Raw genomic sequence first — 14,554 nt, 5'->3', positions numbered from 1 at the left:
CCCCTTTAGTGGGACCGAGTTTGGGCGTATTCATAAACAAACGTCAAGGGTCGGATCATCGAAAACGATGGATCACACCCCAAGCCCATTGCGCAATTGCCCAAATATCAGGAATTAAGGCTCAAACAGACATATCGAAGAAGCGTTTCGCGTGCAGAAACGCCGCCCTTTTGGTTTCAGCAACCTCATGCGCCTCGTCGTCGTGGCCCCATTGTTCGATCTGCCAGCTTTCATCCAACCGCGAAATGCGCCATATCTCGTCCGGTTTGCGCCAATCCAAGGCTGCCGCGAACCCGAGAATCAACGACCCGGACAGGCTGACCAGATCATGGAAGGCCGCCAGTTGAAACGCATCCAGCGCACGGACGCGCGCGCGCAGCGTCGCGAGGGCAGCGCCCGATTGCGGTTGATGCAGCACGCCCACGACTGGCACCAGACGGACGGACAGTGTTGACTCAGCCCAATTCAGTGCCGGGTCCCATTCGGCGCTTTGACGGTTCTGCAGCTCCTGCGGGTGTGTGGCCCGATAACACAGCAGATCTGAATCACCGTAATCGGCCAGCATTTCGGCCACTTCGGCGTGCTGAACACGCACTTTGTCGATTGCGGCATTGGCAGACCTGGTGAACGGCATTGTTGCGGGATCAACCATTTTTTCCTGCGCGTCCCATTCCGCCGCGACTGCTTCGGCCATCGGGCGGGTTGGCAAGATCAAACCTTGCTTGGCTGGGGTTTTGACACGCCGGCCGTCCAATTCAACCGTAAACCCGCCATCGGAGTTAACAACGGCACTTTCTTTCCAGAAGCGTTTTGGTTTCCAGTCGCTCATAGTCTAGTTCCATATTCCAGCCAGCGCCGTGGGCAACTGGTCAAACCTCTCGATTAGGCATGTGGCCGAAGTCAAAGCCGAGCGATCATGGTATCCCCAGGTCACACCAATTCCCCGCACCCCCGCCGCGGCTGCCATGTCCATATCAAAGCTCGTGTCACCGATCATCACGGCACAATCCGGATCAACGCCGGTTTCCGACAATGCGGTCTGTACCATCGACGGGTGTGGCTTGGAGGGGTGATGATCTGCAACCTGACGCGTTACGAAATAAGCCTCAAGCTCATGTGCCTCGATCAGCGCATCGAGACCGCGCTGTGATTTTCCGGTGGCAACCCCCAAAAGCACTTCGGGCACAGCGTGCAACGCTTCAATTGCCTCACGCGCGCCTGGATAAAGCGGAGAACTGGCTGCCCCCAAGTCAAGCCGATGCGCATGGTAAGCCTCTTTGTACCCTTCAACCAGATCGTTCTGGACCAAAGATGATTGATCCGGCGCCAGCCGGGCAATGGCGTGCGGCAAGGAAAGACCAACAATTGACAGGATCGCGCCGCGCGATGGCACGGGCACGGATGCCGCCTGAAAGCTGGTTGTCATAGAGTGAACGATACTGCCCTGACTGTCGACCAATGTGCCGTCGACATCAAACAGAACCAACCGCAAGGGTGCGCTCATTGCAGCTCCTCAAACGGGTCTTCAGCTGCCAGGTCCTCGGCCCAGCCGAACGTGTCCCAGCTGTGTTTCATGTGTTCTGGCAAGGGGGCAGTCACTGTCACAGGTTTTCGCGTAATCGGGTGCAGGAATGATAGCTGCCGTGCGTGCAGGTGCAGCTTTTTGCTGATAATCCCGCCCAGTTGCGCACCCCAACCATCGCCCAGGTTTTCCTGACCCGAGCCGCCGTATTTGCCATCCCCGATGATCGGATGCCCAATAGCGGCCATATGAGCCCGAAGTTGGTGAGTCCGCCCGGTAATCGGCTCCATCGCAACCCAAGCCGCGCGGCCAGCGACACGGTAGAGAGTCGCGTAAAGCGTATGCGCTCGCTTGGCCCCCGGAGTACTGTCGATCTCGTTCATATGCACGGGGATCATCTTTTCACCCTCACCGTGCTTGCCATGACCGGGCGCTTTGACAAGACCCGTCTTGATCTCACCCAAATATGGCGTCGGAACACCGGCCACCAGTGCCCAGTAGATTTTACGCGTATCGCGGTGACGGAAAGCTGCTGTCAAACCCTTGGCAGCCTCACGCGTGCGTGCCAGCAACAAGACACCTGACGTGTCCTTGTCCAAGCGGTGAACCAGACGCGGGTTCTCGTCATAGCCAAACCGCAGCGCCTCGGACAGGCTGTCGACATGCCGGGTCTGCCCGCTGCCACCCTGCACCGGCAAACCATGCGGCTTGTTCAGTGCCAGAATGTGATCGTCGCGGTAGATCACGCAGGATTGGATCATCTTGGCATCCGCATCCGAGACACGGTGTTTGACCTCAACCGGTTTGTGATCAGCGTCCGGCAAAGGCGGCACGCGAACCACTTGCCCGACTTCCAGCCGGGTCGAGGCTTTGGCGCGGCTGCCATCCACGCGCAACTCGCCCTTGCGGCACATTTTTTCAATGCGGCCCTGACTAACATGCGGAAACAGGCGACGCAGCCAGCGGTCCACGCGCTGGTCTCCATCGCCTTCAGCGACTGTAATCATCTGTACGCCACTCATGCCATTGCCCCTTGCACCGCGCGGGTGATCCGCCCGGATTGCACCTTTGTCCGTGTCCCAGAAATCATGGGCGTCTGTCGCGCGCTATGCGGCAAGAGTCAAGGTATCAGGCCGTTGTGCTCAGATGTTCGAGAAGTCTCCGTGTCGACCCGCCCCATCCCGGAAACGACCCGCGCCCGGTGTTCCTTCGCGGCGGATCGCCTCCAACCCGTTCGCCCATTCGACCTTGAGCGCCTCACGGACCGGCATTCCGCGGGTTTCGATGATCGACCGCCGGTCGGCCCGAACAGCCTCCTGCGGAAAGCGCGCGATTTCATGAGCCATTGCTTCGGCTGCAGAACGCGCTTCGCCATGCGGGGCGACTTTTTCCGCAAGCCCGATCCGATAACACTCCTCAGCCTCGACCCTGCGACCTGTCAAAGCGATCTCCAGCGCCTTGCCCTGTCCCACCAGACGCGGCAACCGGACCGAGCCGCCATCCATAAGGGTGATCCCCCAACGGCGGCAATAAACGCCCAAATACGCCGTTTCCGCCATCACTCGGATGTCACACCATAGGGCAAGTTCCATACCTCCGGCCACGGCTGCGCCTTCAATCGCGCCGATGATGGGTTTCGAAAGCTCCAGCCTAGACGGCCCCATCGGCCCAAGTGTCGAGGTGGCCGAACCAATCGGGAAGGTATGCTTGTCAAAATATACCTCGCGCAGTTCCGGATCAACCAGCGAGGCGGCAAGCTTCAAATCCCAGCCCGCACAGAAATTACCGCCTTTGCCCCAGAACACCGCAGCTTTGGCTGCACTGGACTCAAAACTCAGAAAAGCCTCGACCAGAGCCTCGGCATGGTCCGTATCAACGGCATTCCGCGCATCCGGTCTGTCGTGGATGATGGTCCAGACGTCCTGGGTCTTTTCAATAGAAACCGGCATAATTTGTCCTCCCTTGCAGGTATTGACCCAAGGGAAGCGTTCAATTGCAAACCTGTCGCCTGTGACGCCGCGGCACGTCCAAAACTGACCCTGCGTAACTAGCTGTTGCGCTGTGTCCGTAGCTTGGCGAAATAATCGAGGCGCTTTTTCAGTTCCCGCTCGAACCCGCGCTCAACCGGCTGATACAGGACCGGGCGTTTCATTGTCTCGGGGAAGTAGTTCTGTCCGGAAAACCCATCCTCGGCATCATGGTCATACGCATAACCTGCACCGTATCCGTGATCCTTCATCAGAGATGTGGGCGCATTCAGGATATGTTTGGGCGGCGGCTCGCTGCCCGATTGTTTGGCCAGCCGCATCGCCGCCTTATAGCCGACATAGGCCCCGTTGGATTTAGGAGCCAGCGCCAGATAAACCAGCGCTTGGGCCAGCGCCAATTCCCCTTCGGGAGATCCGAGACGTTCGTAGGTTTCCCACGATTGCAAGCAAATGGCCTGAGCTTGTGGGTCGGCCAGGCCGATATCCTCGACCGCCATCCGCGTAATCCGGCGCGCCAAGTAACGTGGGTCTTCGCCCCCGGTCAGCATGCGCGCAAACCAATACAGCGCCGCATCCGGGTCGGACCCGCGCACCGACTTATGCAGGGCCGAGATGAGGTTGTAATGCTCATCCCCCGATTTGTCATACTTCGCAGCCCGCCGCATCAGGCGTGTCGACAACGCATTCGGCTCCAGCGGCGCGTCCACCTTCCAGGCCGAGACCTGCTCGATCAGGTTCAGCAACGCCCGCCCATCACCATCGGCCATTTCCTGCAACGCATCGCGGGCAGCGGGGGTCAAAGGCAATGCACGGTCCAACTCTTTCTCGGCACGCTGCGTCAGACGTTCAAGGTCGGCAAGGCTGAGTCGTTCCAGTACCAGAACCTGCGACCGGCTCAGTACGGCGGCATTCAGTTCAAAGGACGGGTTCTCGGTCGTAGCCCCGACCAACAGGATAGTGCCGTCTTCCATATGAGGCAGAAACCCGTCCTGCTGCGCCTTGTTGAAACGATGGATCTCGTCCACGAACAACAACGTCCCTTGCCCGTTCCGGCGGCGGATTTTTGCAGCCTCGAAGACTTTCTTCAGATCCGGCACACCGGTGAAAATCGCACTGATCTGAACAAAATGCAGATCGGTTTCCTGCGCCAAAAGGCGCGCAATCGTTGTCTTTCCAACTCCGGGTGGTCCCCAGAAGATCAGGCTGGACAGGCTGCCCGCCGCCAGCATCACACCCAGCGGGGCCTCAGGCCCCAGCACCTGCTCTTGACCGATGACGTCACCCAGCGACTGGGGCCGCAAACGATCTGCCAGAGGGCGATGCGGGGCAGCAGCGGGTTCGGTTGGATCGGTGTCGAACAGATCACTCATGCGTTACAGCCGGAATCGCAGAGACACAGACCGGCCTTCGCGCTGAAGACCCATCTGCACGCGGCGTCCCGGGTCTGTCATAGCGCGTTCAACGTCACCGGGGCGCTGAATATCGACCGCGTTGATGGTTTCGATCACATCGCCAGGCCGCAACCCCGCCCGCGCGCCGTAAGGGCCCGGATCGATCACAACAACGCCGCTCAGCGACAGAGGTAGGCCCAGCTTGGTGATCACCGCCGGATTGATCCGTGACACAACCAAGCCCGGCAGAACTGTATTATCGTCCAGCGCGGTTTCTTCGGCAGCGGGCGTTTCGGGCGCTTTGATCAAGGCCACCTCGACCTCATCGCTTTGTTCACCACGCAACCGCGTCAGAACAGAGGTTCCCCCCACACCAGCGATGGACATGCGGAACTTCATTTCGGCGGGTGAGTTCACCTCGTCCCCGTCCACATGAGTGACGACATCCCCCACCTTCAGCCCCGCCTCACGCAGCGGACTGAGGTCATGCAGGTCCGAGATCACGACACCCAATGGAATAACCAGACCCAGAGATTCAGCGATATCTGCGCTCATGTGCTGACCCGACATTCCGGCCCAGGGGCTGACAAATCTGTCATTGCCTTGCTGCGCCTGTTTCAAGAATTCAGCCACCAGATTGGCCGGGATAGCAAAGCCGATCCCGTTGGAACCGCCCGATCGCGTCAGAATGGAAGTGTTGATTCCGATCAGATCGCCATTCACATCGATCAATGCGCCACCGGAATTTCCCGGGTTGATCGCAGCATCCGTCTGAATGAAATACCCACGTGCATTACCGGTTGCCGTGCCTGTTCGGGCCAGGCCCGAGATGATGCCTGACGACACCGTTTGCCCAACACCAAAGGGGTTTCCGATGGCCAGGGCCAGCTCGCCCACTTCGACCTGATCGGAATCCCGCAGGTTCAGGAAAGGCAGGTTTTCGGCCTCTTCCAATCGCAGGATAGCAATATCGCTTTCCTCATGGCCCAAAACAACGGTGGCCGAAAACTCGCGCCGGTCCGTGGTGACCACCCGGATCTCTGTCGCGGACCCAACCACGTGATAATTGGACACGACATAGCCGTCCTCGGACAGGATCACCCCAGAACCCAATGAGTTTTGCACCCGGGGTTGTGGCGCGCCAAAGCCCCGGCCAAAGAAGTCCTGAAAGAATGGGTCCGAGAAGAAAGGGCTGGCCCGCCCCTGCCGCACGATCTTGGCGTAAATGTTCACCACCGCAGGCGAGGCTTTCTTAACGACAGGAGCAAAGCCCAGAGAAATCTCGGCCTGCGACTGTGGCACACGTGTTTCAGCCGTCGCAATTGTGGAAACCGCACAGGTCAAAGCGATAAGTGTCGCGCGAAGCATGGATACCTCTACCTCAAAAGCTGCGTAGGATATGCGACTACGGGCGCGGTAATGCAAGCACATGTCCGGGGCGTTCAATCCAGCGGCGCGTGCAGACGGGTTCCTTTTGTAATGATCCCACCCCTATTGCCCACTTCGATCGACCCGTAACGCTGTTTGAAAACGTCAGGCAACTCCCGGTCTCCGTCGGGTGAGAGCCAAAGGCGGAAAAGATGCCGGCGCTCGGATGGATCAGGCCAGTCCACAAACCCCGTCCGGTCATGTAACTGAGAATGGTTGTAAACAAACTGCATATCGCCGGGTTGCAACCGCATGGTCAGGTATAGATCAGGGTCGTTTGCCAAGGCGTCGAAATTGTCCAAAGCGGCGACATGATCAGGGGTCAGGCGCATGGCTTCGGGAAACCGTTGCGCGCTGTCGATATATTGGCGCTGATAGAATACGGTCAGCTTGCCATCATGCCAGCTGAAGGGCGGAATAGTCATGAAGGGCTGCATGCCTTCCGGCACTTCACCACGCCTGTCAGTCGCTATCGGGTCGAACAACCTCTCTAGCAGATCCGGGCAATCGTTGCGCATCCGGTTGTAGATTGCTTCGGCGCTGACCAGCAGTGAATCCCCACCCTCTTTCGCGTCCCGAAGGCACAAAAGCCCAACGATATCGGCGCTGTCTGTATGAAAGGTCTGACGCTCATGGGTCTGATAAATCCGCGTATTCGGATCATTTGCATTCGCACCGATGTCCCGGACATGACCCAGAATGTGCCCCTGCGCATTTTGGGACCGCGCTGATCCCAAATGGGCACCCACCCCGCAGAAAACCGCGGCGGCCATCTCCTGAGAATAGCTCTCGACCGGCAGGCCCCGGATCACCTCGAACCCGATACCGTTGATCAGTGTGTCCTTTAGGATCTCAAGGTGGCGGTCGAACCGATGCAGCGGAAAGTCTGCTTTGGTGATTTCGCCGATATCTCGCCCTAGGCTTAGGTAATGCCGCGCGGCTTGCTCGAGGTCCGCGATATCTTCGGGGCTAAGATGCAACAGCCATTCATTCTGCCGCGCTGCCATTTCTTGTCCGGTCCAAACGGATGGACCGGTGATTTGTGCCGGTCTCTCTGAAAAAACTGTCATCGCTGCCGCCCCTCACGCTGTCTCTGTTTTCACGTGCAAAAAGGCACAGTTCATCACCTCTAGTCACCGAAGGTTTTCAAAATACGACAGCCGTTCGGTGCGCTTTCGCAAACACCTCTGACTCTACTCCGCAAGCGACCAATCAGGACCCGGGTCATACTCCAAAATATTTGCCGTGCGTTCGAGCGTGTTAGGACCAAAGTCTGCCTCGAAAATGATCCCGTTTTCGCCAACCAAAAACGAGTGAATTCCGGTCTCGCCGTATTCCGAAGGAACGGCCAGTAGCGCATGGCCTGCCACAAAATGCCCCCCAACAAAGTACGAATACGCACCGCCCGGAGCATTGGAACCCTGACCTTGAAGAATCGTATAGTAATAACCAAGGAAGGGTTCAGGTTCGTAATCCTCTTCTCCGTCGCTCCACCCCGAGGCCACGGCCCGTGCAAGTGCCGCGCCGACAAAGCTGTCTTCTTCCGGCCAGAACAGACCATCTTTCACACCCGGATCGGAAATGATGTTGCGCGCGAACTCCATAACACCGTCGCCATTGTGGTCGGCCAAACGAAACGCTGCCTGAAGATCGACATATGCGTCGAGCAACTCCATCACTTCCAGCTCATTCAACCCGATCTCACGGGCCGAAACTTCTTCGATGCCCGCGTCGAGGTCGAAGTGCCAATCCTCGCCAGCTCGAGAGATCGGTATAGGGAAAGGCCAACTATCCTCCCCCAGCAAAACGACGACACCGTCCTCGTCCGGCTGAAAGCGATAGCCCTCGGCATACATGCCAAGCACTTCCTCTCGTCTGGCCCGGTCTTCCTCGGGGTCACCGGTTGCAAGCAGGTCTTCGGCTTCAGCTCCGAAAACATCCAACAACTGGTCCCGATCATCCGATTTCAACGCACTGACAAACGCATCCAACGCCGCTTGAGGGCTGTTGAAATGGGCCCCCTCAGACGCGGCTGCGCTGGCCGTGGCGAAAAGAAGGGCAGAAGAAACTATGAAATTTCGCATCTTATCTCCTCCGCTTTCCTTTGGCCGCGTGCCCACGTTTTGACGCGCTGTGGGTTCTTTTGCCGGACGCTTTCTTTTGCATGGCTTTGCCTTTTGACGCAGATTTATTGTGCTGAACCGCAGCCTTTTTGGCCTGGGGTTTCTTGGCGGCCTTCGCATTGCTTTTGACTGGTTTCTTGGCGGCACCAGAAGACTGTTTGGTTCGGTCTACAGCCTTCTGTTTCGCGGCGGCTCTGTCAGTGTCGACATTCCCGCGGTTGACCTTAGGCAATTGCTTGTCATTGCCCCGGTTGGCCAATGCGCCACCTGCAATCGCTCCGGCACCCGCCCCGGCTGCCAGCGCAGCAGCGCCCGAACCATCCCGACTTATGTCTGCGGCCCCGGATTCGCGGCTGAGCTTCGCACGAAGCTCATCTGTGCGCCCTGCTGGCCGGTCTACAGGCAAGGTGCCAGCGCCGCCGCCAGTGCGTTTATGATCGGCGATTTTGTTCCGCGCTTCTTGCTGACGGTTAGAGTCGGGTTTCCACTCGATGTCCGTGCGGTCACCCAGATCAATGTCGTTGCCAATATTGACGTTGCCATCGACGTCTATGTCGATGTTCGGATTCCTGTAAATCGGACCCCCGCCCCATCCGCCGCAGTTTCGGCAACCCCAGTAACCGTACCAATCGTCATCATCATCAAAAATCTCGTCGATCAGAGCCACGGCCCCAAATGTGAGCAGAGCGGCACCAACAACATCACCCGTTGATGGCCCGGTATACACGGTCGCAGGATCGTATTGCGGAACATAAACCGTTTCGGTGTTGGTCGGTGTGATGACAACGGTTTCATCCTCTTCGACTTCGACCGTTTGTTCGGGGCCAGACACCAGTGCACCGCTGTCAATCGCCTGATCCCGCATCACCTGAACCGCGTCCATCACGTCGTCAGATTGGGCCAGCATCGCTGTACCCACCGTTTCTGTCCAATCGACATGCGTTGCCATTTGTCCAACGACCTCAGGAAACGCCGTCGCAAGAACGCCGACGGACGGGTCCCAGCCCATCGCTTCGATTTCAGGTTCAAGCTCAGCCGGGTCTCGATCGGCATTGTCGATCAAAAATCGCTCGGCCTTCACAATCTCCAGCGGTTGTGTCGAGGCAACGAGTATCTGGATAAGCAAAGTATCCGGATACAAAGCAACCGGCGCGACCAGCGTCTGAAGTTCTGCATCGGTCAAAAGGTCAGTCGCTTCTTGTGACGCGACTTCGGTTGTTTCATCAGTGTTTTCTTGCGCAAAAAGCGCAGTACCTGCGCAAATCAGAGGCGCAAAAATCAGAAATCTAAACATATTGCGATCCTTCAATTTCTTTGAGGATTGCCCAAGTTCATGATTCTGGCAACAAATCTCGAAATAAGAGCCTCAGTAAAAAACAAAAAAGCCCCCGCGTCCGGGACGCGGGGGCTGAAAATCAGAAAGTCAGACTTTCTTATTCTTCGTCGGCAGTCTCTTCGGTGGCAACGCGGGCCTTGTCGGCCGCGCCTTTGGCGTCGATGTCACGATCAACGAATTCGATGATCGCCATCGGTGCCATATCGCCATAGCGGAAGCCCGCTTTCAGGATGCGGACGTAACCGCCCTGACGCTCGGCATAGCGGGGGCCCAGAATTTCGAACAGCTTGGCGACGTCTTTGTCTTCTTTCAGCTGCGATGCGGCCTGACGGCGGGCGTGCAGGTCGCCGCGCTTGCCCAGAGTGACCAGCTTTTCGATGATCGGGCGCAGCTCTTTTGCCTTGGGCAGAGTTGTTTTGATCTGCTCATGTTCGATGAGCGAGCCTGCCATGTTCGCAAACAGAGCCTTACGATGCTCATGAGTACGGTTCAGGCGGCGGTAACCACGTGCGTGACGCATTTTCTAGTTCCTTCTTTCGCGTTTTGCTTTGTCTGGCCGGCGATGCGTGTCACCGGCTCTCCTTGGGGCAAGTTCGCCCATATATTCCCCGGCAACCCGGGCATTGGGGAAGACGCGCTTAGAACGCGTCTTCGAATTTCTTCGCCAGATCTTCGATATTGTCGGGCGGCCAGTCCTCGACATCCATGCCGAGGTGCAGACCCATGCCGGACAGCACTTCCTTGATCTCGTTCAGCGACTTGCGGCCGAAGTTCGGAGTGCGCAGCATCTCGGCTTCGGTCTTCTGGATCAGGTCGCCGATGTAAACGATGTTGTCGTTCTTCAGGCAGTTTGCCGAACGGACTGACAGTTCCAGCTCGTCCACTTTCTTCAGCAGCAGCGGGTTGAACTCCAGACCATCGTCTTCGTCCTGACGGCTTGCCGATTCGGGCTCGTCGAAGTTGACGAAGATCGACAACTGGTCCTGCAGAATACGCGCAGCAAAAGCCAGCGCGTCTTCGGGCGTGATCGAACCATCGGTTTCGATCTTCAGGGTCAGCTTGTCATAGTCCAGAACCTGACCTTCACGGGTCGGCTGAACGTCATAGGCGACCTTTTTGACCGGCGAATAGATCGCATCGATCGGGATCAGGCCGATAGGTGCGTCTTCGGGCTTGTTCTTTTCAGCCGAGACATAGCCTTTGCCAGTGTTGACGGTCAGTTCCATGAAAAGATCGGCGCCATCATCCAGGTGGCAGATGACATGATCGCGGTTCAGAACCTCGATGCCGGCGCTTTCGCTGATGTCACCAGCGGTGACAATTGCCGGACCTTTGGCATTGATCGACAGGCGCTTGGGGCCTTCGACTTCCATGCGCAGGGCAACTTGTTTGAGGTTCAGAATGATGTCGGTGACGTCTTCACGAACGCCCGCGACCGAGGAGAACTCGTGCAGGACGTTGTCGATCTGAACGCTGGTGATAGCCGCACCTTGCAGCGAGCTCATCAGAACGCGGCGCAGGGCGTTGCCCAGAGTCAGACCAAAACCACGCTCCAGCGGTTCGGCAACCAGGGTCGCCTGACGTGCGGGATCGTTGCCCGGCTTGGCTTCCAGCTGGGTCGGCTTGATCAATTCAGCCCAATTCTTGTGGATCATGTAATCCCTCCATTCCTGTCCGCGCCCCATGACCAACAAGGTGCAGACGCCCGAGGTTCAAAATGACGTGCTGGGGCCGCGCAAAAACGCAGCCCCAGCTCAATTCAAAATCGCTTAGACGCGGCGACGCTTCGGCGGGCGGCAGCCATTGTGAGCAATCGGTGTCACGTCGCGGATCGACGTGATGTTGAAGCCCACTGCAGCCAGCGCGCGCAGCGCCGATTCACGACCCGAACCGGGGCCCTGAACTTCGACTTCCAGTGTCTTGACGCCGTGATCCTGCGCCTTTTTGCCTGCGTCTTCCGCAGCCATCTGAGCAGCATACGGAGTAGATTTACGAGACCCTTTGAACCCCATCGTCCCAGCTGACGACCATGCAATGGCGTTGCCCTGCACGTCCGAGATCAGGATTTTGGTGTTGTTGAAGGTCGAATTCACATGGGCCACGCCCGATGCGATATTCTTGCGCTCTTTTTTCTTGGTACGAGTCTTTTCGCGTGCCATCAGTCAGACCCCCCTTATTTCTTCTTACCAGCAATGGCCTTTGCGGGGCCTTTGCGGGTACGAGCGTTGGTGTGAGTACGCTGACCGCGAACGGGCAGGTTACGGCGATGGCGCAGACCGCGATAGCAGCCCAGATCCATCAAGCGCTTGACGTTCATCTGAACTTCACGACGCAGGTCACCTTCAACGGTGAAGTTTGCATCGATGTGCTCGCGGATGGCCAGAACTTCGGCGTCGGACAGTTCGTTGACGCGACGAGACGCTTCAATGCCCACGGCTTCGCAGATCGCTTTGGCCGAGGTGTTGCCGATACCGGTGATATATGTGAGGGCGATTGGTACCCGCTTTGCAGTCGGGATATTTACGCCGGCAATACGTGCCACGTGTCACTTTCCTTTTCGTTGCGGTTCCGTAACTCCAGAACCTTTTTTCACAACGCTTTACCGTGGCAGTGTCGCCAGAGGGCTCAGCATTATTCGAGGTGGTCGGGGCATTAGGGACGAATCCCTCATGCAAACTTGATTCCCTTTAGGGATGGGGGTCGATATGGGGTTTTAGTGGGGCCGTCAAGCCCCAACCTCAAGTCAGCCCAGAATGGCTTCGATCGAGGCTCTGACTTCGTCGATGCTGGCCAGACCATTGACCGGGCGCAGATCGCCCTTGGCATGATAGTAGCCGATCAACGGAGCGGTCTTTTTGTAGTACTCCATCAGGCGAATACGCACACTCTCTTCATTGTCGTCTGCCCGAACTGGTTTGCCTGCCGCCCGCGCCTCTTCTGCACGATTGACGATGCGCTTGATCAGCGTTTCATCATCGACGCGCATTTCGATCACAGTATGCAGCGACTGACCCAGCTTGGTCAGCAAAGCCGCCAGTGCATCGGCTTGCGCCAGAGTACGAGGGAAGCCATCAAAGATAAAACCTGCACCCTTTTCGGTCATCAGCTTTTCTTCGATCAGGCCAATCACAATCTCATCGGTGACGAGCTTGCCCGCGTCCATGATCGCGGCGACCTTCTGACCCATTTCGGTACCCGAGGTTTTTGCCTCGCGCAGCATGTCTCCGGTGCTCAGCTGAACCATACCACGGGATTCAACCAAATACTGAGCTTGCGTGCCTTTTCCGGCCCCCGGGGGCCCCAGAAGAATTATGTTCATCGACGAGCGGGTCCCTTCCTGCCGCGTTTCTTGCTTTTGCCGCGCAGTTGGGACTTTTCGATCAGCCCTTCGTATTGATGCGCCAGAAGATGGCTCTGTACCTGTTGGATCGTGTCCATGGTCACAGAGACAATAATCAGAACCGAGGTGCCGCCGAAATAGAACGGGATAGCAAACTGACCCCGAAGGATCTCAGGCAGCAGACAGACCGCCGCCAGATAGGCCGAGCCCAATACCAGAACGCGGTTGACCACGTACTCCAGGTACTCGGCGGTCTTCTTGCCCGGACGGATACCCGGCACAAAACCGTTTTGCTTTTTCAGGTTGTCCGCCACGTCATCAGGTTTGAACGCCACGTTGAACGTGTAGAAATACGCAAAGAACACGATCATCGACGCGAAGAACAGCAAGTACAGCGGCTGGCCGGGACCAAAATTGGCAAGCAGCCACGACATGATCGGCCCGTTTGCAGCACCCGACGAGAAGGTCGAGATCGTCACCGGCAACAGTAGCAGTGAGCTGGCAAAGATTGCCGGGATCACGCCCGCCGGGTTCACTTTCACCGGCAGGTGGCTAGAGCCGCCCTCATATACCTTCATACCGGCCTGACGGCGCGGGTACTGGATATGAACCTTGCGCAGCGCGCGTTCCATAAAGACCACAAAGGTAATCACGGCGATAACCATCACGATCACACCAACGATCACGGCGGGGCTGATTGCGCCGGACCGGCCAGAGGCAAAGAACTGCGCCAGTGCGGCCGGAACCTCGGCAATGATGCCGACGAAGATGATCAGAGAGATACCGTTGCCAATGCCGCGCGCGGTGATCTGTTCACCCAACCACATCAGGAACATGGTGCCGCCAACCAGAGTAATCATGGTCGACATGCGGAAGAACAGCCCCGGATCTGTCGCCAGATCACCAGCCTCAAGTGAAACCGCCAGACCATAGGCCTGCACAGTGGCCAACGCCACGGTGCCGAACCGGGTGTATTGGTTGATCTTCTTGCGGCCTTGCTCACCTTCTTTCTTGAGCTGCTCAAGCGCAGGAACCATTGATGTCAGCAGCTGCACGATGATCGAGGCCGAGATATAGGGCATGATGCCAAGGGCAAAGATACCCATCCGCCCCAGCGCTCCGCCGGTGAACATCGAAACCATGCCGCCGATGCCCTGCCCCGCCTGCTCCATGAACTCGCGCAATGCTGCTCCGTCGATCCCCGGCACCGGGATAAAAGTGCCCAGGCGATAGACGATCAGCAAACCCAGCGTGAACAGGATGCGGTTGCGCAGATCGGTGGCTTTGCCCAGAGCAGCCCAGCTTGTGTTGGCTGCCATTTGTTCTGCTGCTGATACCATAAATCGGTCTCTCTTATGCAAACGCCGCCCGGAACCGTTTTCCGGCTCGGACGGCGTCTTGGAAAACTCTGAGGTCTATGTAAGCG

At 57.6% G+C, this 14,554-nt stretch carries 15 protein-coding genes; all 15 read right to left on the bottom strand.

The annotated features are described in order from the left end of the window. Positions 1 to 121: 121 nt before the first annotated feature. Entirely contained in the window at positions 122 to 829 is a 708-nt protein-coding gene (locus ALB80_RS19970; protein WP_050605860.1) for an ATP12 family chaperone protein, read from the bottom strand. Between the two features lie 3 nt (positions 830 to 832). After that, positions 833 to 1,504: an HAD-IA family hydrolase gene (locus ALB80_RS19965; protein WP_050605859.1), complete on the bottom strand. Its 672-nt coding sequence runs from the start codon at positions 1,502 to 1,504 to the stop codon at positions 833 to 835. After that, positions 1,501 to 2,544 (bottom strand): RluA family pseudouridine synthase, encoded by a 1,044-nt coding sequence (locus ALB80_RS19960; protein ID WP_050605858.1) that lies wholly within the window; start codon positions 2,542 to 2,544, stop codon positions 1,501 to 1,503. Before ALB80_RS19960 ends, ALB80_RS19965 begins: the two co-directional genes overlap by 4 nt. Before the next feature lie 120 nt (positions 2,545 to 2,664). Next, positions 2,665 to 3,471, bottom strand: coding sequence for a crotonase/enoyl-CoA hydratase family protein (locus ALB80_RS19955; protein WP_050605857.1), 807 nt, complete (start codon positions 3,469 to 3,471; stop codon positions 2,665 to 2,667). A gap of 98 nt (positions 3,472 to 3,569) precedes the next feature. Further along, positions 3,570 to 4,880: a replication-associated recombination protein A gene (locus ALB80_RS19950; protein ID WP_050605856.1), complete on the bottom strand. Its 1,311-nt coding sequence runs from the start codon at positions 4,878 to 4,880 to the stop codon at positions 3,570 to 3,572. 3 nt (positions 4,881 to 4,883) lie between these two features. Then, entirely contained in the window at positions 4,884 to 6,269 is a 1,386-nt protein-coding gene (locus ALB80_RS19945; protein WP_050605855.1) for a trypsin-like peptidase domain-containing protein, read from the bottom strand. 74 nt (positions 6,270 to 6,343) lie between these two features. After that, complete coding sequence (locus ALB80_RS19940) at positions 6,344 to 7,399, bottom strand: TauD/TfdA family dioxygenase (RefSeq protein ID WP_050605854.1); 1,056 nt, start codon at positions 7,397 to 7,399, stop codon at positions 6,344 to 6,346. 123 nt (positions 7,400 to 7,522) lie between these two features. Continuing rightward, entirely contained in the window at positions 7,523 to 8,413 is an 891-nt protein-coding gene (locus ALB80_RS19935) for a DUF2950 family protein (protein WP_050605853.1), read from the bottom strand. 1 nt (position 8,414) lies between these two features. Further along, positions 8,415 to 9,746: a DUF3300 domain-containing protein gene (locus ALB80_RS19930; RefSeq protein ID WP_050605852.1), complete on the bottom strand. Its 1,332-nt coding sequence runs from the start codon at positions 9,744 to 9,746 to the stop codon at positions 8,415 to 8,417. Between the two features lie 139 nt (positions 9,747 to 9,885). Next, positions 9,886 to 10,308 (bottom strand): 50S ribosomal protein L17, encoded by a 423-nt coding sequence (gene rplQ / locus ALB80_RS19925; protein WP_050605851.1) that lies wholly within the window; start codon positions 10,306 to 10,308, stop codon positions 9,886 to 9,888. A gap of 118 nt (positions 10,309 to 10,426) precedes the next feature. Then, positions 10,427 to 11,443, bottom strand: a complete 1,017-nt coding sequence (locus ALB80_RS19920) for a DNA-directed RNA polymerase subunit alpha (protein WP_050605850.1) — start codon at positions 11,441 to 11,443, stop codon at positions 10,427 to 10,429. 114 nt (positions 11,444 to 11,557) lie between these two features. Continuing rightward, on the bottom strand, positions 11,558 to 11,947 hold the full coding sequence (gene rpsK / locus ALB80_RS19915) for a 30S ribosomal protein S11 (RefSeq protein WP_037311698.1): 390 nt from the start codon (positions 11,945 to 11,947) through the stop codon (positions 11,558 to 11,560). A 14-nt stretch (positions 11,948 to 11,961) separates the two neighbouring features. Beyond that, on the bottom strand, positions 11,962 to 12,330 hold the full coding sequence (gene rpsM / locus ALB80_RS19910; protein ID WP_050605849.1) for a 30S ribosomal protein S13: 369 nt from the start codon (positions 12,328 to 12,330) through the stop codon (positions 11,962 to 11,964). Positions 12,331 to 12,531: 201 nt separating this feature from the next. Continuing rightward, complete coding sequence (locus tag ALB80_RS19905; protein ID WP_050605848.1) at positions 12,532 to 13,107, bottom strand: adenylate kinase; 576 nt, start codon at positions 13,105 to 13,107, stop codon at positions 12,532 to 12,534. Beyond that, entirely contained in the window at positions 13,104 to 14,468 is a 1,365-nt protein-coding gene (gene secY, locus ALB80_RS19900) for a preprotein translocase subunit SecY (RefSeq protein WP_050605847.1), read from the bottom strand. Before secY ends, ALB80_RS19905 begins: the two co-directional genes overlap by 4 nt. Positions 14,469 to 14,554: the final 86 nt, after the last annotated feature.

Source organism: Ruegeria sp. 6PALISEP08, from assembly GCF_001238295.1.
In the GTDB taxonomy this organism is placed as follows: Bacteria; Pseudomonadota; Alphaproteobacteria; order Rhodobacterales; family Rhodobacteraceae; genus Ruegeria.
The sequence above is the reverse complement of the archived record's forward strand: the minus strand, read 5'-3'. Positions and strand labels throughout refer to the sequence as shown.

Excerpts from the sequence above, each read along its gene's own strand:
- ALB80_RS19970 (WP_050605860.1), bottom strand. The coding sequence starts at position 829 with ATGAGCGACTGGAAACCAAAACGCTTCTGGAAAGAAAGTGCCGTTGTT.
- ALB80_RS19905 (WP_050605848.1), bottom strand. The coding sequence starts at position 13,107 with ATGAACATAATTCTTCTGGGGCCCCCGGGGGCCGGAAAAGGCACGCAA.
- ALB80_RS19945 (WP_050605855.1), bottom strand. The coding sequence starts at position 6,269 with ATGCTTCGCGCGACACTTATCGCTTTGACCTGTGCGGTTTCCACAATT.
- ALB80_RS19950 (WP_050605856.1), bottom strand. The coding sequence starts at position 4,880 with ATGAGTGATCTGTTCGACACCGATCCAACCGAACCCGCTGCTGCCCCG.
- rplQ (WP_050605851.1), bottom strand. The coding sequence starts at position 10,308 with ATGCGTCACGCACGTGGTTACCGCCGCCTGAACCGTACTCATGAGCAT.
- ALB80_RS19930 (WP_050605852.1), bottom strand. The coding sequence starts at position 9,746 with ATGTTTAGATTTCTGATTTTTGCGCCTCTGATTTGCGCAGGTACTGCG.
- ALB80_RS19920 (WP_050605850.1), bottom strand. The coding sequence starts at position 11,443 with ATGATCCACAAGAATTGGGCTGAATTGATCAAGCCGACCCAGCTGGAA.
- ALB80_RS19935 (WP_050605853.1), bottom strand. The coding sequence starts at position 8,413 with ATGCGAAATTTCATAGTTTCTTCTGCCCTTCTTTTCGCCACGGCCAGC.
- ALB80_RS19965 (WP_050605859.1), bottom strand. The coding sequence starts at position 1,504 with ATGAGCGCACCCTTGCGGTTGGTTCTGTTTGATGTCGACGGCACATTG.
- ALB80_RS19960 (WP_050605858.1), bottom strand. The coding sequence starts at position 2,544 with ATGAGTGGCGTACAGATGATTACAGTCGCTGAAGGCGATGGAGACCAG.
- rpsK (WP_037311698.1), bottom strand. The coding sequence starts at position 11,947 with ATGGCACGCGAAAAGACTCGTACCAAGAAAAAAGAGCGCAAGAATATC.
- ALB80_RS19940 (WP_050605854.1), bottom strand. The coding sequence starts at position 7,399 with ATGACAGTTTTTTCAGAGAGACCGGCACAAATCACCGGTCCATCCGTT.
- secY (WP_050605847.1), bottom strand. The coding sequence starts at position 14,468 with ATGGTATCAGCAGCAGAACAAATGGCAGCCAACACAAGCTGGGCTGCT.
- ALB80_RS19955 (WP_050605857.1), bottom strand. The coding sequence starts at position 3,471 with ATGCCGGTTTCTATTGAAAAGACCCAGGACGTCTGGACCATCATCCAC.